This is a genomic window from Erwinia sp. SLM-02 (assembly GCF_037450285.1).
Taxonomy (GTDB): domain Bacteria; phylum Pseudomonadota; class Gammaproteobacteria; order Enterobacterales; family Enterobacteriaceae; genus Erwinia.
The window spans coordinates 1,045,509-1,063,643 of record NZ_JAQISN010000001.1 but is presented as its reverse complement, the minus strand read 5'-3'; the positions used below and the strand labels follow the sequence as shown (position 1 = coordinate 1,063,643).

Below are 18,135 nucleotides of genomic sequence, written 5' to 3'. Positions count from 1 at the left end.
AATACGTCACGAGAATGAAGTTCACCGGGCCAGCAGTGCAGTGCGCAGCGGGCAACGGTGCCAAAACCCGGAGCAAACAATGAGCAATAACATCCCTCTGAAATACTATGACATCGCTGAAGAATATTCCGAGGAAACCGCGCTGAAGGTGAGCGAGGCAGAGCTGGATCCTCTGGCGCATTACTTCCAGCTGCTGCTTACCCGCCTGACGAATAATGAAGAGATCAGCGAGGAAGCGCAGGCTGAGATGGCCGCTGAAGCCGGCATCAAGGCGGAGCGCATTGACGACATCGCCAACTTCCTCAATCAGTGGGGCAACGAGTAACGTCGTCAGATACGGGCCGCTTCCGCCGTCAGCGGGAGTAGCCCGTCCGGCGCTACTGCCCTTCTACCCTGCCCCCTTCAGCGGGCTGCGGCAGCTTTTCACGAACGGCCTTCACCTCCCCGCTGCTGACGGCAGGCGCATTGTTGCCCCATCCGCTACGCACGAAGCTCAGCAGATCCGATACCTGCCGATCGTCCAGCCGCCACGCAAAGCCGGGCATCGTCAGGCCAGTTATCGCCCTCTTCGTCACCGGCGTTTTCCCGCCGAGCAGCACCATGCTAATCAACGATGATGGATCCTCGCTTAGCACCACCGGATTATGCGCCAGCGCCGGGAAGGTCGCGGCATAGCCCTGGCCATCAAGGCGATGGCAGGCAGCACAGTTATCCATATACGCCTGCGCGCCCGGGCGGCTTACCTCTCCCCGGATCAGGGCGTCTGCGGTGGTGGTATCCGCTTTCGGCGCAGCCGCCTGCGGATCGGAGGATGCCAGCGACTTAAGATACACCGCCACCGCCTGCAGATCCGGTTCGCTCATATGCTGGGTGCTGCGGGTCACCACCTCGCTCATCAGGCCGAACGCCGCGCTGCTGCGGGTGTGCCCGGTTTTCAGAAACGCGGCAATATCCTGCTCTGACCAACGCCCCAGGCCGACCCGAACATTGCCGGTCAGATCCGGCGCGTGCCAGCCCTCCAGCGTTCCCCCGGTCAGAAACGCGCCGTCGTGCTGATCGAGCGCCTTTTCCTCAAAGCCTATACCGCGCGGCGTATGGCAGGATCCGCAGTGGCCCAGCCCCTGTACCAGATATGCCCCGCGATTCCACTGCGCACTCTGGCCCCCGTCGGCCCGGTAAACGTCCCCGTCGTGGAACAGCAGATTCCACACCGACAGCGGCCAGCGCATATTCAGCGGCCACGTAATATCCGTGTCCTGATTCCGCTGGCTTACCGGGGCCACCTGGTGCATGAAGTAGTCATACAGCAAGCGGATATCCTCATCGGAGATCTTTGAAAACGAGGTGTAGGGCATCGCCGGATACAGGTTATGCCCGTCTTTCGCCACGCCCCTGCGCAGGGCTTTCGCAAAATCCTCATAGCTGTAGTTCCCTATGCCGGTCTGCCTGTCCGGCGTAATATTCGTGGAATAGATATCCCCTACCGGGGTCGACATTTTCAGCCCGCCCGCAAAGGGCTTGCCGCCCGGCTTCGTGTGGCAGGCGATACAGTCCCCTGCCGCCACCAGCTCCTGCCCTTCACCGGTAGGCTGACTGCTGGCCTGGGCCGAAATTAACGCCAGCGCCAGCAGAGAAAGCCGCATGGTTCCTTGAATCTTCATCTGCATTCCTCCCTGTCAGACCTGAACCAGCGGTCCAGGATTTGCCAGATACTGCGTGCGGATTGCCTCGGCGGCAAACAGCGCGGTGGCACCGACGATCCCCGTCGGGTTGTAGGCCTGATTCTGCGGGAAACAGCAGGCGCCCAGTACAAAGACGTTCGGTACGTCCCAGCTTTGCAGGTATTTGTTGACCACGCTGGTTTTCGGGTTATCGCCCATCACCGCCCCGCCGGTAGTGTGCGTGGACTGATACGGGCGAACATCATAGTGCGCATCCTTCCCCATAAAGCCCATGTCGTAGCGGTCGGGGTTGATTTGCCGGACGATGCCCTCCGCCTTGCCGCCGATGAAATGGGTCATTTTCAGCTCGTTTGCCTGCCAGTCGAAGGTCATGCGCAGCAGCGGCTGCCCGTGCAGATCCCTGTAAGTGGGATCGAGGTCGAGATAGCACTGCCTGTAGGGCATCACCGAGCCGGACGCACTGACGTTCATCGTATGCAGGTAGCTCTCTTTGATGGCTTTTTTCCAGCCAGTCCCCCACGAAGGTGCATCGCGTGGAGTGGTCATTTGCTGGATGGGGCGCCCGCCGGTGATCGTCGCAGAAATCGTCGATCCCCCGATAAAGCCCAGAGCGGAATGGTCGAAGTTTTCGGCGTTGAATTCGTCGATAAACATCCCGGTGGTGCCGGTGGCGGCAAACGGGTTGAAGAACGTCTCTTTATTGAAAAACAGCGAGATCCCGCCGTTCATCTGATAGGCATAGTTCCGTCCCACCACGCCTTCACCGCTGACCGGATCGTAGGGCTTGCCGATTTTCGACAGCAGCAGCAGGCGCACGTTATGCAGCTGGAAGGCGCTCAGCACCACGAGATCGGCCGGCTGCTCAACTTCCTGGCCGCTGGCATCCACGTAGGTCACGCCGGTGGCTTTTCTGCCGCTGGCGTCGGTATTCACCCGCAGCACCTGCGACTGCGTTCGCACCTCGATGTTGCTGTACGCCTTCAGGGCCGGATGAACGCACGACTGCGGCGAGGCTTTCGCGTAGGTAAAGCAGCCGTATCTTTCACAGAAACCACAGTAGTTACACACGCCGAGCTGCACGCCGTAGGGGTTCGTCCAGGGTTCGCTACAGTTGGCCGCGGGAACCGGAAACGGATGATAGCCCAGTTCTTTAGCGGCTTTGCTGAACAGCATGCCCGAATACTGCTGCTTGAGCGGTTTGGTGGGATACGGGTTGCGCCGCGCGCATTCGAAGGGATTCCCGCCCTCAATACGCGTCCCGTTCAGGTTACCGGCCTGGCCCGCCGTACCGCAGATTTTTTCAAACTTGTCGAAAAACGGCTCCATCTCGTCATAGCTGAACGGGTAATCCTGCACGGTCATATCCGCAGGGATAAAATCCGCCCCGTACTTCTCAATCACCGTGCTGCGCATTTTTAAATCCGCATGCAGCGGACGCCACAGCATGCCGTTCCAGTGCACGCCCGCGCCGCCCACGCCGTTGCCGGGCAAAAAAGACCCGAAACGGCGGTAGGGCAATGCCGTTTGCGACGAGGTATGGCGAACGGTCACCGTCTCTTTCGCCGGATCCTGGAACAGCTTGAGGCGAATACCGTAGGTCAGCTCGTCGGTAATTCGCGGATAGGCAAAATCAGGCCAGGTATCCCGCGCTTCACCCCGCTCCAGCGCCAGAATTTTCAGGCCGGTGTCCGCCAGTTCTTTTGCCATCAGCGACCCGGTCCAGCCGAATCCGACGATAACAATATCCACAGGCTCTTTTTTTATCGCCATGGCTACACGCTCCTCTTCCCTGAAATACTGACCGGGCCAAGCGGATACGGCCGGTTCGGGTTATCCATCACCTGCGGGTAGTCGGCGCGCGCGCCGGGGAAGCCAATCATCTTCCACGAGGCCAGCGTCTGATTGCCGCCGTGCAGCGGGTCGGCCAGATAGCCCTCCTTGCAGTTCTCCAGCATTTGCGTGAAGAACAGGCTGCCCGGCACGTCATCAAAACTCAGCTCGCCACTTTCAAGCCGGCGCAAAATGTCATCCTGCTGCTGAGCGTTGAGTTCGGCAAAGGTTTTGTGGAACGTTTTCTGGCACCGGGCGTTAACGGCCTTGATGCCCCGTCGCCAGGTCTCACGCGGTACCAGCGCTGACTGATAGCCCAGCTCGGGTTGTGCACTGCCGAAGGGGGCGTGCATATACCACAGATGACCGTATCCGTAGGGCAGCTCCATCTGCCGGTCGATAAATACCGGCACGCCTTCACTGACGGCGCCCGGGCCATACTCATCCGCCGGGATCAGGCGATCGCAGACGGCCAGCACAAACGGCCACTCTTCACTGTTGAAAAAGGTCGGCACGTAATCGGCACTGACGCCCTGTGACTTTTCGGATGCCGCCAGGCCGTTGAGTGACACCAGACCGCTGCTGCCGGCGGCGGCCAGCGGGATAAGGGCGAGAGTTTGCTGCAAAAAGCGACGCCTTGGGGGGACGCCCTGTTTTCCTTGTTCGCTCATAAAGCTTCCTGTTGCTTTCGCTAAAAGGGCAGCCGGGGAACGGCTGCCGGACTGATAAGGTCTTGTTATGCCTTATCTATTAGCCATACTACACGGAAGCAATGCCTGAGAACGCCGCAGAAAATCCATTTTCATCGCCCCTGATGTCAGGGGCGAAAGGATGAAAGTAATTAACAGGCTGATTAAATTAGAATTCATTCACATCGGGGCAAAACGGTTTTCACAAAATGTAAAGAAATACCCCCAGGGTTAATCCGACCCGGGTTGACGGCGAACCCGGCATCCGACGGCGCCGCGGGCTGTATGACTTCACGCAAGCAGGAGCAGTTGGCGGAATCTCTCGATATCGCAAATGACATACTCGCTGGCGACCTTCACCAGATACTTTTCGTCCACCAGCTGATGCAGCGCGCGGCGGTAGGTGCGCTCGGAGCAGCCAAATCGCTCGGCTTCCCGGTAAACCTGCGAGAAATCAACCAGCGGTTTGTTCTGCTGATGGCGTTCATACAGATCCGCCACGATATTCAACACCAGCGGCTGGAGAAAACGCTCCATGGTTTTCGCCATGCCGCGCTGATAGCTGTTCGACAGCAGCTGGCTGAGCCAGACGCCGACCTCGGCATGACGGGTTAACAGTGCGTCCATCATCGCGCGCGGGATCACCTTAACCGTCATCGCTTCGTGGGCCACCACGGAGAACTGGCTGGGGGTCTGGGTCAGGTATTCAATCTCGCCGATAATGGTATCGCTGACGAAGCGCTGCCCGAGGCTGAAGGCCTTACCGTTGCCCGCGCTGTAATGCATGGTGTATTCACCCAGGGCGATCCAGTACAGGGCGGTAATCTCTTCCCCCTGGCGCAAAATAAACTCACCGGCGCCGATCGCTTTGCTTTTCAGCGGTACCGCATTAACCGCATCACGCAGGATCTGATGCCCGCGCTGCGCAAACTGCTGAATAATTGTCATAATATCGCGATCTCAGCGGCAAAAAGTGGCTGAGACTAGCCGCCCTCCTGAACCCTTGTCAATACGCTGCCCGGCGCTTATTTTCGCACTCCTCAGGCCCGCCCGCCGCGTTTTCTACCGATCCCGCCCCGTGCAGAACGGCAAATAAATGAATTTTGTGATCCCCGTCGGCCAGGGCCGGACATTTGCCTTTTTCACGCCGCGCCGGGCTTTCTACCATCAGGGCCTGAATCCAGCAGGAGCACTCCGATGACACCCCACATAAATGCCCAGCCCGGCGACTTCGCCGATACCGTAATCATGCCCGGCGATCCGCTGCGCGCGCAGCGCATTGCCGAAACCTGGCTGACCGATGCCCGGCGCGTCTGCGATACCCGCAATATGTTTGGCTATACCGGCTTCTACAAGGGAAAGCGCCTCTCCGTGATGGCCCACGGCATGGGGATCCCTTCCGTTTCTATCTATGCCCACGAGCTGATCAACGGCTTCGGGGTGAACACGCTGATCCGCGTGGGCACCTGCGGTGCGGTGGATGACGGCGTGGATATGCGTAAGGTGATCGTGGCGACCGGGGCGGGCACCTCCTCCTCGGTCAACCGCGACCGCTTCGCCGGCTACGACTACGCCGCCGTGGCGGACTTCGATCTGCTGCGCCACTGCTGGACGGTGGCGCAGGATAGGCAGATCCCCACTCAGTTCGGCAACACCTTCACCAACGACCTGCTGTACGACAAACCCGACGCCATGCTGCCCGCGCTGCGCAAAATGAACATCCTGGCCGTGGAGATGGAGACGTCGGCGCTGTACACGCTCGCCGCGCAGTATCGCGCCAGAGCGTTAAGCCTGCTGACCGCCTGCATTAACAGCAATACCGGCGAAGAACCCGCTGAGGAACAACAACAAACCGCGTTAGACAATATGTTCCGGCTCGCTTTAGAAACCGCCATTTATAACGACTGAACCTCTTGATAAGGCTTATCCGATGACAAACGCTACGCAGCAGCCCGCCTCCGGTGGGTTAAAAGTTGAAGCCAACGGCGTGAATGCCGTTCCGCAGTCTGAACGCTATGGCTCGCCGTCCGGGCTGTTCCCGGTCTGGTTTTCCTGGAACGTCTCAATCCTCGGCATCGCCTACGGGATTTACGTTTATTCCCTCGGCCTTAACGTCTGGCAGTCGATCAGCGCCGGCATCGTCGGCTATCTGATCTCCTGCTTTCTGGTGGGCATCCTGGCCGTTGGCGGCCCGCGCACCGGCCTGCCGACGCTGACGCAGACCCGCCTGTGCTTTGGCTATCACGGCAACAAGTTCCCGACGCTGTTCGCCTATATTTCGAATATGGGCTGGAAGATCACCCTGATCACCCTGGCCTCCACCTCCGGCGCGGCGCTGTTTGCCAAACTCTGGCCCGCCGCCTTCGCGCTGGCCGACGGCAAACCGACGCTGAGCTGCATTCTCGGCTGGTTTATTCTCAGCCTGGCGCTGACCATGTCGGTGGCCGTCTACGGCCATCAGCTGATTATGAAGGTGGAAAAGTACATTGCCTGGCTGACCGGCTTTATGAGCATTATCTTTATTTTCCTGATCCTGCCGCATATTCACTGGGATCGCGTGGGCGTCAGCGCCCATCAGGGCAGCCTGCTGACCTGGATTGGCGGCGCGGTGATGGCGATGACCATGGTCGGGCTGGGCTTTCTGAACTACGGCGGCGATTTTGCCCGCTACCTGCCCACGAAAACCCCGGCCTCAAAGGTGATTTTCTGGACCACCGCGGGTATCTCCTTCCCGGTCAGTATCCTGCTGATCCTCGGCACCCTGCTGGCAGACAGCAACCCCGACCTGAGCGCGGCGGCGGCGCAGGCACCGATTTCCTCGCTGACCGATCTGCTGCCGATGTGGTTCTACGTACCGTTCTCCGTGGTGATTATTATCTCCCTGCTGTCGGCGGCGATTACCGGCATCTACAGCTCCGGACTGGCGCTGCTGGCGCTCGGCCTGCCGGTCAGCCGCGCGGCGACCACCGTGCTGAATGCGCTGATCATCGGCTTTGGCGCGTTTTACCTGATGTTTATTTCCGATTCGTTCCTGTCGACCTTTCAGTCGTTCCTGGCATCGATCTCGGTGGTCATCGGCTCCGCCGGCGCTATCCAGCTGATCGACTTTATACGCCAGAAGCGAAGCGGCTGGGATATCACCGCCACCCGTAAACCCGGTTCCGGCGGGATTGGAGGGCGCTGGACGGCGCTGCTGGCACTGTTTATCGCCACGCTGGTCGGGCTGGGGACCATTACCTCCAGCGATCCGTATATCGCGCATATCGTCGGCTTTTTACTGACGGATGAGGCCCGCCACAGCGTGTTTGCTACGGCGAATATCGGGGTGATTGTGTCGATGGTGACCGGCGGCGGGATCTATGCGCTGCTGACCTTTGCGCTGAAGATTGAACCGGTTTCGGCAGTGCTATCAGCAGCCGGAAAGGTGACGGCGAACCAGCCGCAGAAAGCACTGTAACTTACTTAGCGATAGCCACTGCGCCTGCGAAGGAACACCCGGCAGGCTTGGTGGCAGTATGTTCGTCTCCCCGGCGGATATCACCGGGGAGAAGCCGGTCAGATATCGAAGCGGTCCAGATTCATCACCCGGGTCCAGGCGGCGACAAAGTCCTTCACAAACTTCTCTTTGGCATCCTCACTGGCGTACACCTCCGCCGAGGCGCGCAGCACGGCGTTGGAACCAAACACCAGATCGGCACGGGTGGCGGTAAACTTCACTGCCCCGCTCTGACGATCGCGCCCTTCAAACCGCTCGGCGCTGGCGTCTGTCGCTTTCCACTCGGTGCGCATATCCAGCAGATTAACGAAGAAGTCGGCGTTCAGTTCGCCGGTGCGGCTGCTGAACACGCCGTGCTGGCTGCCGTCGTAGTTCGCCCCCAGCGCACGCAGACCGCCCACCAGCACCGTCAGTTCCGGCACGGTCAGCGTCAGCTGCTGGGCCTTATCGATCAGCAGGTTCTCGGTGGAGCCAGCACTACTGTTCCCGCGATAGTTGCGGAAACCATCGGCCAGCGGCTTCAGCCATTCGAACGAATCAACATCGGTCTGATCCTGGCGTGCATCCACGCGGCCCGGGGTAAACGGCACCTCGATGTCCACACCGGCCGCCTTCGCCGCCAGCTCCACGCCCACCGATCCGGCCAGCACGATGACATCCGCCAGCGAGGCTTTTTGCACCGACTGCTGGATCCCTTCCAGCGTTGGCAGCACGCGGGCGGCAACGGCGTTGACCTCCCACTCGCGCTGCGGCAGTAAGGCCAGCCTTGCCCCATTGGCACCGCCGCGCTTATCGCCGCCGCGGAAGGTCGAGGCCGAGGCCCACGCCACCGAAACCAGCTCGCCGATCGTCAGGCCGGATGCCTTAATTTTCTCTTTCAGCACGGCGATATCACTCACCGTTGGGTGATACACCGGCTGCGGCAGCGGATCCTGCCAGATCAGATCCTCTTTTGGCACTTCCGGACCGATGTAGCGGGCTTTTGGCCCCATATCGCGGTGGGTCAGCTTGTACCAGGCGCGGGCGAAGGCCTCATTAAACGCCTGCGGATCGTTGAGGAAGCGGCGGGAAATTGCTTCGAACTGAGGGTCAAAGCGCAGGGTCAGATCGGTGACCAGCATGGTCGGCTTGTGCTTCTTCGCGGAATCGAAGGCGTCCGGGATCACGTCCGCCGCGTTGCTGGCTTCGAACTGAATCGCCCCCGCCGGGCTGCGGGTCTGCACCCACTCGTACTTGAACAGGTTCTCGAAGAAGTAGTTGCTCCACTGGGTTGGCGTCTGCGACCAGGTCACTTCCAGACCGGAGGTGATGGCATGCGCGCCGGATCCGCTGCCGTAGCTGCTGGCCCAGCCCAGGCCCTGAGCTTCAATCGGCGAGGCTTCCGGATCGGTGCCGACGTGGCTGGCCGGTGCCGCCCCGTGCGTTTTCCCCAGGGTATGACCACCGGCAATCAGCGCGACGATCTCTTCGTCATTCATGCCCATGTTGCCAAAGGTGGCGCGGATGGCGGGTGCGGCCGAAGCCGGGTCACCGCTGTGTTCCGGGCCTTCCGGGTTAACGTATATCAGCCCCATTTCCGTGGCGCCCAGCGGCGACTGCGCCAGCGCTTCCGGGTGGCGGTGCTCAAGCCAGTTTTTTTCATCGCCCCAGTTCACATCCAGGTCCGGCTCCCAGACGTCTTCACGCCCGGCGCCAAAGCCGAAGGTGCGGAAGCCGGAGTTTTCCAGCGCCACGTTACCGGCAAGAATATAGAGGTCGGCCCAGGAGATTTTCTGACCGTATTTTTGCTTCACCGGCCAGAGCAGCCGACGTGCTTTATCCAGGCTGACGTTATCAGGCCAGGAGTTGAGCGGCGCAAAGCGCTGCTGGCCGCGGCCGGAACCGCCGCGTCCGTCAACCGAACGGTAGGTTCCCGCGCTGTGCCACGCCATACGAATAAACAGCCCGATGTAGCTGCCCCAGTCGGCAGGCCACCAGGACTGTGAATCGGTCAGCAGCGCTTTCAGATCGCCTTTCAGAGCGGAATAGTCGAGTTTGGCGAATTCTTTGCGGTAATCAAAAGATTCATCTAACGGATTGGATCGGGAGGAGTGCTGGTTCAGCAGGTCAACGCGCAGCTGGTTAGGCCACCAGTCGCGATTTCCCGTGCCGCCGCCGGAGGCCTGGTTGGTTTTACCCGCATGGAAAGGGCATTTTCCGGCCGGTACTTCTCTGTCTGCTTCAACAATCGGCTTTGCGTCGTTTGCTTCTTGATCGGTCGAATTGCTCATGGCTCTACTCCTGTTGTTATTCTCTGGCTACTCTATACGTGCGTTTGAGCGGGTCACACTTGAAACACCCTATATATTTAATAGCCTTTTCCTTACATTCTGAGAGGAACAATAGAAAATTGGCGATAAACAACGGATTGAAAGCCCGTCATCTTCAGGAGTCGGGTTTTTAGTGCTGCCACAGCCGTTTAACGGCCAGTAACGTAAAAAGCCTGCATTATGCAGGCCTTTTTCAGCAGGATCGCCGCTCAGAGAGCTTTCAGCGCGGCACTCAGGATCGTCAGCGCCCGGTGGAACTGGGCTTCCGGGATGGTTAGCGGATAAAGAAAGCGGATAACGTTGCCGTTAGTGCCGCAGGAGAGCAGCAGCAGACCGTTTTCCAGCGCGTGCTGCTGTACCCGGCGGGTCAGCTCCGGCGACGGCCTGCCGGTGGCCGGGTCGTTCAGCTCAACGGCGACCATCGACCCCAGCGCGCGGACCTCCGCAATCGCCGCGCATTCCGCTTTCAGGGTGTTGAGCCGCTCGGCCAGTTCGCTGCCGAGGCGGCGCGCGCGCTCGCACAGCCCTTCATCGTCGATAATGTCCAGCACCGCATGCGCGGCGGCCAGCGCCAGCGGATTGCCCGCATAGGTCCCGCCCAGTCCACCCGGCGCGGGCGCATCCATCACCGCGGCCTTACCGGCCACCGCCGACAGCGGCAGGCCACCCGCAAGGCTTTTCGCCATCGTCAGCAGATCCGCTTCCACCTGCGGATAATGTTCCATCGCAAACAGTTTGCCGGTGCGGGCAAAACCGGCCTGCACCTCATCGGCAATCATCAGAATACCGTGCCGATCGCACAGCTCGCGCAGCGCCCGCATAAAATCGCCGGGCGCGATGTAAAAGCCCCCTTCCCCCTGCACCGGCTCCAGAATAATGGCCGCCACCTGGTTCGGGTCGATGTCGGTTTTAAAAAGCGTTTCCAGGCTGGCAAGCGCATCCTCCGTCGACACCCCGTGCAGCGCGTTGGGGTAACGGGCGTGGAAGACCTGGCCGGGGAACGGCCCGAAGCCCAGCTTGTAGGGGGCCACCTTGCCGGTCAGCGCCAGGGTCATAAAGGTACGACCGTGGAACGCGCCGCCAAAGGCAATCACCCCGGGGCGACCAGTGAAGGCGCGGGCGATCTTCACCGCGTTTTCCACCGCCTCCGCGCCCGTTGAGAAGAAGGCCGTTTTGCACGGCCCGGCAATCGGCACGCGCTGGTTAATTTTTTCCGCCAGCGAGACGTAGCTTTCATAGGGGACAATCTGATAGGCGGTATGGGTAAACTGCGTCAGCTGGCGGGTGACGGCCTCAATAATTTTTGCATGACGATGCCCGGTATTCAGCACCGCAATTCCGGCGGCAAAATCAATGTATTCACGGCCTTCCACGTCCCACAGCGTGGCATTCTCCGCCCGCTCGGCAAAGAAATCGCACATCACCCCGATGCCCCGGGGAGTGGCCTGCTGGCGTCGTTGATTCAGTTCTGCGTTTGTCATCATGTCCCTCATTTAAAGTCGGCGACCGGCGGATACCGCACGTTGAACGAACAGGTATGAATGATTATATAGCCCTGAACTGGCCGGTTAACGAGAGCCATCTGTGAATTTCGCTTCAAGTTCCCAGTAGCGGGAGGGCGTTGGGGCGGCTTACTGCACCGGCACAAGTATGTCCCTATAGCCTGACGCACGGCCATCCCGGATCGGCCCCGCCCGATCGCACATGAATTGCCTGACCGATGAAGTCGCTAAGGCTAAATTAAGTCGCGTTTAGATTCGCGCCCGGTTGAAGGCGTTGGGGCGGCTTACTGCACCGGCGCGAGTATGTCCCTATAGCCTGACGCACGGCCATCCCTGGCCGTGAGTCTGCATCCAGCCGCCCCAACGCCTTCCCTTACCGACTTCTGTGTCGCTGATTAAAAGCGATTCAACCGTAAATCCCAGTGATGTAAATGTGCAACAGACAACCTCGATTTCAAAGGCACCATCCAACAACTCAAGCGCCTTGAAACCGATCGCTAAACTGAACTTCACGCAGGCAACTCTGATATAAAAGGGACGGGGGGAGAATGCGCTAAGCCGGACGTAACGCGCCACGGACGGCGCGTTCCGAAGCCCGCAGGGAGGCGGGTTTTGCCGGTCCGGTGTGCGCCATCACCCCTGACCCGAACCCCGATCGCATAGACGACCAGCCAACAATTAATGAACCCAATGCCCGATAGCAGAACCGACTTTCCAGCAGCCATCTCAGCTATCAAAGGGACGGGGGGAAACTGCGCTAAGCCGGGCGTAACGCGCCACGGATGGCGCGTTCCGAGGCCCGCAGGGAGGCGGGTTTTGCCGGTCCGGCGTGCGCAGTCTCCCTCCGGCCCGGACCCCGATCGCCCGGGCGACCTTCGCATAGCTATCACCGACCTGGCCCGGACCCCAATCGCACCTGGATTGCATGACCGATGAAGTCGCTGGGGCTGAATTACGTCGCGTTTAGATTCGCGCCCGGTTGAAGGCGTTGGGGAAGCTTACTGCACCGGCGCAAGTATGTCCCTATAGCCTGACGCACGGCCATCCCTGGCCGTGAGTCTGCATCCAGCCGCCCCAACGCCTTCCCTTACCAACTTCTGTGTCGCTGATTAAAAGCGACTCAACCGTAAATCCCAGTGATGTAGATGTGTAACAGACAACCTCGATTTCAAAGGCACCAACCAACAGCTCAAGCGCCTTGAAACCGATCGCTAAACTGAACTTCACGCAGGCAACTCTGATATCAAAGGGCCGGGGGGAGAATGCGCTAAGCCGGGCGTAACGCGCCACGGATGGCGCGTTCCGAGGCCCGCAGGGAGGCGGGTTTTGCCGGTCCGGCGTGCGCAGTCTCCCTCCGGCCCGGACCCCGATCGCCCGGGCGACCTTCGCATAGCTATCACCGACCTGGCCCGGACCCCAATCGCACCTGGATTGCATGACCGATGAAGTCGCTGGGGCTGAATTACGTCGCGTTTAGATTCGCGCCCGGTTGAAGGCGTTGGGGAAGCTTACTGCACCGGCGCGAGTATGTCCCTATAGCCTGACGCACGGCCATCCCTGGCCGTGAGTCTGCATCCAGCCGCCCCAACGCCTTCCCTTACCGACTTCTGTGTCGCTTATTAAAAGCGATTCAACCGTAAATCCCAGTGATGTAAATGTGCAACAGACAACCTCGATTTCAAAGGCACCATCCAACAACTCAAGCGCCTTGAAACCGATCGCTAAACTGAACTTCACGCAGGCAACTCTGATATCAAAGGGACGGGGGGAGAATGCGCTAAGCCGGACGTAACGCGCCACGGACGGCGCGTTCCGAAGCCCGCAGGGAGGCGGGTTTTGCCGGTCCGGTGTGCGCCATCACCCCTGACCCGAACCCCGATCGCATAGACGACCAGCCAACAATTAATGAACCCAATGCCCGATAGCAGAACCGACTTTCCAGCAGCCATCTCAGCTATCAAAGGGACGGGGGGAAACTGCGCTAAGCCGGGCGTAACGCGCCACGGACGGCGCGTTCCGAGGCCCGCAGGGATGCAGGTTTTGCCGGTCCGGTGTGCGCAGTCGCCCCCCGGCCCGGCCCCGGAGCGCCCGGGCGAGCTTCGCACAGCCATCCCCGCCCCGCCCCGCCCCTCGATCGCACCTGGATTGCATGACCGATGAAGTCGCTGAGGCTGAATTACGTCGCGTTTAGATTCGCGCCCGGTTGAAGGCGTTGGGGAAGCTTACTGCACCGGCGCAAGTATGTCCCTATAGCCTGACTCACGGCCATCCCTGGCCGTGAGTCTGCATCCAGCCGCCCCAACGCCTTCCCTTATCAACTTCTGTGTCGCTGATTAAAAGCGACTCAACCGTAAATCCCAGTGATGTAGATGTGTAACACACAACCTCGATTTCAAAGGCACCAACCAACAACTCAAGCGCCTTGAAACCAATCGCTAAACTGAACTTCCCACAGCCATCTCCGCTATCAAAGGGACGGGGGGAGAATGCGCTAAGCCGGGCGTAACGCGCCACGGACGGCGCGTTCCGAGGCCCGCAGGGAGGCGGGTTTTGCCGGTCCGGCGTGCGCAGTCTCCCCCCGGCCCGGACCCGAATCTCCCCGGCGACCTTCGCACAGGCATCCCCGGGCCCCCGATCGCACAGCCGAACTTCGCACAGCCAGCTCCGCTATCAAAGGGACGGGGGGAGAATGCGCTAAGCCGGGCGTAACGCGCCACGGACGGCGCGTTCCGAGGCCCGCAGGGAGGCGGGTTTTGCCGGTCCGGCGTGCGCAGTCTCCCCCCGGCCCGAACTCGAATCTCCCCGACGACCTTCGCACAGCCATCCCCGGCCCCCGATCGCACAGCCGAACTTCGCACAGCCAGCTCCGATATCAAAGGGACGGGGGGAGAATGCGCTAAGCCGGGCGTAACGCGCCACGGACGGCGCGTTCCGAGGCCCGCAGGGAGGCGGGCTTTGCCGGTCCGGCGTGCGCAATCTCCCCCCGGACCGGACCCGAATCTCCCCGGCGACCTTCGCACAGCCATCCCCGGCCCGGACACCAATCGCCCGGGCGACCTTCGCACAGCCATCACCGGCCTGGCCCCCGATCGCCCAGCCAACTTGCCAACGATCCGACCAGCTAGCTATGCAACAGCAGCCCCAGGCCGCCAGCTCATCGCCTGCTGCTGCAACCCCCACATCTCTGCATACAGCCCCTCCGCCGCCATCAACTGCTGATGATCCCCCTGCTCCACAATCTGCCCCTCATCCATCACCACAATCCGGTCGGCATACCGCACCGAAGAGAGCTTATGGGCGATCACCAGCACCGTCTTCCCGGCGGTCAGCGACTGCATCGCCAGCTGGATATCGCGCTCGTTTTCCGGATCCAGCGAGGCGCTGGCCTCATCCAGAATAATCAGCGGCGCATCCTTCAGCAGCGCGCGGGCAATCGACAGCCGCTGTAGCTCGCCGCCGGAAAGATGCACCCCGCCCGCCCCCACCAGCGTATCCATCCCGTCGGGCAAACTGTCGATCAGCGGCAGCAGCCGCGCGGCTTCGCACACCCGGCGCAGCGCCTGCATATCCGCATCCGGCTGCGCCACCCGCAGGTTATTGGCGATAGTGTCATTCAGCACGTAGCTCTGCTGAAACACCACGCTGATATACGACTGCCAGTGGCCGGCATCCATCTTCGCCGTATCAATCCGCTGCGGCTCGCTGCCAACCCAGATGGTACCCCCTTCCAGCGCCCAGAAGCGGGCAATCAGCGACGCGAGGGTTGATTTCCCCGAGCCGGACGGCCCGACCAGCGCGGTCACCTGCTGCGCCTCAATGGTCAGATTCAGCCGTTCGAACAGGCGCGGTTTATCGGGATAGGCAAAGCTGACGTTCTCCAGCCGGATGCGCAGCCGGTCAGGGTCGCGCATCTCACTGCCCTGCGGCAGCACCGGCAGGTCGAACACCTTCGCAATGCGCCCGGCGGCCAGGCCAAAGTAGTTCAGCTCGGCGAGGAACATCGAAATATTCAGCAGCGGGCGGAAGAAGCGCACGGCGGCGATCAGAAACATCAGCACCTCCGCCAGCGGCAGCGTCTGCCCCAGCCAGGCCCAGCTGACCGCCGCCAGCAGCACGATAAATCCGCACTCCACCAGCAGGTTAAAGCTGTAAACCGGCCAGGCGCTGGCTTTCTCGGCGGTCAGTGACTGTCGCCAGGTCGTCTCCAGCACCTTATCCAGTCGCCCAAACGCCTGCCCGGTCATCCGGCTGGCCTTCAGCTCCTTAATACCGTCGATATACTCCATCAGCGCGTCGTTCAGGCGGAACATCAGCGCCTGCATCTGCGTCGTCCAGCGGCGCGCGTAGCGGCGGGTCAGCAGGAAGGCCGCCACCGCCAGCGGCAGGGTCGACAGCATCGCCAGCCCCATCCGCCAGTCCTTAAACAACAGGCCGAGCGCGAAGAAGCACACCACGGAAACGCTGGCGATAAACGGCGCGTACAGATGGGTGAAGATCTTCTCGCTCATATCGATGTCCTTCAGCAGCGTATTGTTCACGCTGCTCATATCGGTACGGTAAAAGAAGCCCATCGGCAGCCGCCGCAGGTGCTCACCCAGCGATTTGCGCAGCTGATATCCGGCGCGAAATCCCATCAGCGACAGGTTAAAGTTCAGCACCCGGGCCAGCAACACTCGCACCAGCATCAACAGCAGGCAGCCCGCCGCCAGGGTAAACTGCCAGCGCAGATCCGGCGCGCTGGAAAGCATGTCGAGCAGGATGTAAAACAGCAGCGCGTAAGGCACCGAGGCGAGAAACGCATCGAGCACCGTCAGCAGCACCATCCTGCGCAGCCCGTCCAGCGCGTTCCCCACCTGTTTCATCAGTTTGAAAATATCATTCATGTACCACCTCCGGCTGCCGTACCGGCAGATGCCATTCCCGGGCCTGCTGGTGCGCCTGCCACATATGCAGATAGAGCGGGCACGCCGTCAGCAGTTCAGCATGCGGCCCCTCCGCCACTTTCGTTCCCCCGGCCATCACCACGATCTTATCCACCTCGGTCAGGGTGTTCAGCCGGTGAGCAATCACCAGCACCGTTTTGCCCTGCATCAGCGCCGCCAGCGCCTGCTGGATCAGCGCCTCGTTGCGTGCGTCGGAAAACGCCGTCGCTTCGTCGAGGACAAGGATCGGCGCGTTTCTGGCAATGGCACGGGCAATCGCCAGCCGCTGCGCCTGCCCGCCGCTCAGCATGCCGGGGCGTATCGGGGTGTGATAACCCTGCGGCAGGGCGCGGATAAAGTCATCGGCGCAGGCCGCGCGCGCCGCCGCCTGGACCTGCTGCTCGCTCAGCGCCGTATTGCCCATGCGGATATTGTTCTCCACCGTCTCTTCAAAGATAAAGACATCCTGAAACACCACGCTGACCAGCGACATCAGCTGCTCCAGCGGCATGGCGGTAACCGGCACGTCGCCGATGAACACCTCGCCGCGCTGGTACTCGTACAGCCGGGGGATCAGCTGCGCCGCGGTGGTTTTCCCCGCCCCGCTGGGGCCGACGATAGCGGTAATTTGATGCTGACGAGCGGTAAAACTCAGGTTATCCAGCGTCGCTTTCTGGCTGTTGCCGTGGGTAAAACCGACCTGCTCGAAGCGGATATCGTAGTGGTTCAGCGTCGCCCACTGCTTGCCCTCCTGCTGAACGGGCATCGTGGCGAAGTCGCGAATGTTTTCCACCCCCTTCAGCAGCTCGCTGAACATCCCGGCAAACTGCAGCAGATTAAACAGCGGCTCCATCAGCCCCACGCCAAGCAGCAGGAACATAAACAGCGTCGCCAGGGTCACCTCCCCCTGGGCAAACAGCCAGATCCCCACCGGCATCAGGCACAGCAGCCCGATATCGATGCTGATTTTGAACAGCGCCATCGGCGTGCGGGTATCCCGCAGCCAGCCGCTGACCAGCCGGTAGTGCTCATCCACCGCCCGGGCGTAGCGGCGGTGGGAGTCCACCGTCATATTGAAGGTTTTCACCAGCGGCATGCTTTTCACAAAGTCGGTGATGCTGGTATGCAGATCCGCCACCACGCGGTGATAGTCGCCGATGCGCCCGCTGAAGCCGCGAAAGATCCAGCACTGCATAACGATCGCCACCGGCAGCGGGATCAGCGCCACCAGCGCCAGCCGCCAGTCAAAGAAAAACAGCAGCAGCGCGGCGGCGGGCGGGGTGATAATCGCCGCCGCCATATCTGGCAGATGATGGGCGACAAAGGTTTCAATGCGGCCAATATCGTCGGAGATAATCTTCTTCAGACGGGCGGTGGTGTGCTGATGGCAGACGCTGAGCGGCAGCCTGCCGACCCGTTCGATCACCCGGCGGCGCAGATCGAACAGCAGCCGGAAGGCCGCCTGATGCGACAGCAGGCCGGAGGTGAGCTGCAGCGCGATTTTCAACGCCAGCGTCAGCGCCGCCAGCCCGACCCACTGCCAGACCTGCCCGGCGGTCAGCGCCCGGTCGCTGAGCATCCCGTCAACCAGCCGCCATACCAGCACGTAGGGGACCAGCGCCAGCAGCGAATAGCACACCGCCAGGCTCATCGACAGCGCCAGCCGCGCGCGCTGGGTGCTGACCAGCGCCATCAGCCAGCGAAA

General features: G+C 61.0%; 11 protein-coding genes. 3 read left to right on the top strand and 8 right to left on the bottom strand.

Going from position 1 to position 18,135, the window contains the following annotated elements; all coding sequences use genetic code 11:
* Positions 1–79: 79 nt before the first annotated feature.
* Positions 80–325 (top strand): DUF2543 family protein, encoded by a 246-nt coding sequence (locus PGH32_RS04945; protein WP_314425360.1) that lies wholly within the window; start codon positions 80–82, stop codon positions 323–325.
* Positions 326–377: 52 nt separating this feature from the next.
* Here PGH32_RS04945 and PGH32_RS04940 read toward each other — a convergent pair whose 3' ends face one another.
* The 4 genes from PGH32_RS04940 to PGH32_RS04925 all read right to left on the bottom strand — a co-directional run bounded on the left by PGH32_RS04940 (position 378) and on the right by PGH32_RS04925 (position 5,149).
* Positions 378–1,661 (bottom strand): c-type cytochrome, encoded by a 1,284-nt coding sequence (locus tag PGH32_RS04940; RefSeq protein ID WP_337893350.1) that lies wholly within the window; start codon positions 1,659–1,661, stop codon positions 378–380.
* Positions 1,662–1,676: 15 nt separating this feature from the next.
* Positions 1,677–3,452, bottom strand: a complete 1,776-nt coding sequence (locus PGH32_RS04935) for a GMC family oxidoreductase (RefSeq protein WP_337893349.1) — start codon at positions 3,450–3,452, stop codon at positions 1,677–1,679.
* Positions 3,453–3,454: 2 nt separating this feature from the next.
* Positions 3,455–4,183, bottom strand: coding sequence for a gluconate 2-dehydrogenase subunit 3 family protein (locus PGH32_RS04930; protein WP_337893348.1), 729 nt, complete (start codon positions 4,181–4,183; stop codon positions 3,455–3,457).
* A gap of 309 nt (positions 4,184–4,492) precedes the next feature.
* Entirely contained in the window at positions 4,493–5,149 is a 657-nt protein-coding gene (locus PGH32_RS04925) for a Crp/Fnr family transcriptional regulator (RefSeq protein ID WP_337893347.1), read from the bottom strand.
* 249 nt (positions 5,150–5,398) lie between these two features.
* On the opposite strand from PGH32_RS04925, the gene deoD reads away from it, so the two are divergent.
* Positions 5,399–6,109: a purine-nucleoside phosphorylase gene (gene deoD / locus PGH32_RS04920; RefSeq protein WP_337893346.1), complete on the top strand. Its 711-nt coding sequence runs from the start codon at positions 5,399–5,401 to the stop codon at positions 6,107–6,109.
* 22 nt (positions 6,110–6,131) lie between these two features.
* Positions 6,132–7,658, top strand: coding sequence for a purine-cytosine permease family protein (locus PGH32_RS04915; RefSeq protein ID WP_337893345.1), 1,527 nt, complete (start codon positions 6,132–6,134; stop codon positions 7,656–7,658).
* A gap of 98 nt (positions 7,659–7,756) precedes the next feature.
* Here PGH32_RS04915 and katG read toward each other — a convergent pair whose 3' ends face one another.
* From katG to PGH32_RS04895, 4 genes are all read right to left on the bottom strand, one after another.
* The gene (katG, locus tag PGH32_RS04910) at positions 7,757–9,967 is read right to left on the bottom strand and encodes a catalase/peroxidase HPI (protein ID WP_337893344.1); all 2,211 of its coding nucleotides are present in this window, start codon (positions 9,965–9,967) and stop codon (positions 7,757–7,759) included.
* A gap of 248 nt (positions 9,968–10,215) precedes the next feature.
* Positions 10,216–11,487: a 4-aminobutyrate--2-oxoglutarate transaminase gene (locus PGH32_RS04905; RefSeq protein WP_337894259.1), complete on the bottom strand. Its 1,272-nt coding sequence runs from the start codon at positions 11,485–11,487 to the stop codon at positions 10,216–10,218.
* A 3,146-nt stretch (positions 11,488–14,633) separates the two neighbouring features.
* Positions 14,634–16,391, bottom strand: a complete 1,758-nt coding sequence (locus tag PGH32_RS04900; RefSeq protein WP_337893343.1) for an ABC transporter ATP-binding protein — start codon at positions 16,389–16,391, stop codon at positions 14,634–14,636.
* Entirely contained in the window at positions 16,384–18,081 is a 1,698-nt protein-coding gene (locus PGH32_RS04895) for an ABC transporter ATP-binding protein (protein ID WP_337894258.1), read from the bottom strand. The genes PGH32_RS04900 and PGH32_RS04895 overlap by 8 nt, the downstream gene beginning before the upstream one ends.
* Between the last annotated feature and the right edge of the window lie 54 nt (positions 18,082–18,135).

Excerpts from the sequence above, each read along its gene's own strand:
- PGH32_RS04940 (WP_337893350.1), bottom strand. The coding sequence starts at position 1,661 with ATGAAGATTCAAGGAACCATGCGGCTTTCTCTGCTGGCGCTGGCGTTA.
- PGH32_RS04900 (WP_337893343.1), bottom strand. The coding sequence starts at position 16,391 with ATGAATGATATTTTCAAACTGATGAAACAGGTGGGGAACGCGCTGGAC.
- deoD (WP_337893346.1), top strand. The coding sequence starts at position 5,399 with ATGACACCCCACATAAATGCCCAGCCCGGCGACTTCGCCGATACCGTA.
- PGH32_RS04945 (WP_314425360.1), top strand. The coding sequence starts at position 80 with ATGAGCAATAACATCCCTCTGAAATACTATGACATCGCTGAAGAATAT.
- katG (WP_337893344.1), bottom strand. The coding sequence starts at position 9,967 with ATGAGCAATTCGACCGATCAAGAAGCAAACGACGCAAAGCCGATTGTT.
- PGH32_RS04905 (WP_337894259.1), bottom strand. The coding sequence starts at position 11,487 with ATGACAAACGCAGAACTGAATCAACGACGCCAGCAGGCCACTCCCCGG.
- PGH32_RS04925 (WP_337893347.1), bottom strand. The coding sequence starts at position 5,149 with ATGACAATTATTCAGCAGTTTGCGCAGCGCGGGCATCAGATCCTGCGT.
- PGH32_RS04915 (WP_337893345.1), top strand. The coding sequence starts at position 6,132 with ATGACAAACGCTACGCAGCAGCCCGCCTCCGGTGGGTTAAAAGTTGAA.
- PGH32_RS04930 (WP_337893348.1), bottom strand. The coding sequence starts at position 4,183 with ATGAGCGAACAAGGAAAACAGGGCGTCCCCCCAAGGCGTCGCTTTTTG.
- PGH32_RS04935 (WP_337893349.1), bottom strand. The coding sequence starts at position 3,452 with ATGGCGATAAAAAAAGAGCCTGTGGATATTGTTATCGTCGGATTCGGC.
- PGH32_RS04895 (WP_337894258.1), bottom strand. The coding sequence starts at position 18,081 with ATGAGCCTGGCGGTGTGCTATTCGCTGCTGGCGCTGGTCCCCTACGTG.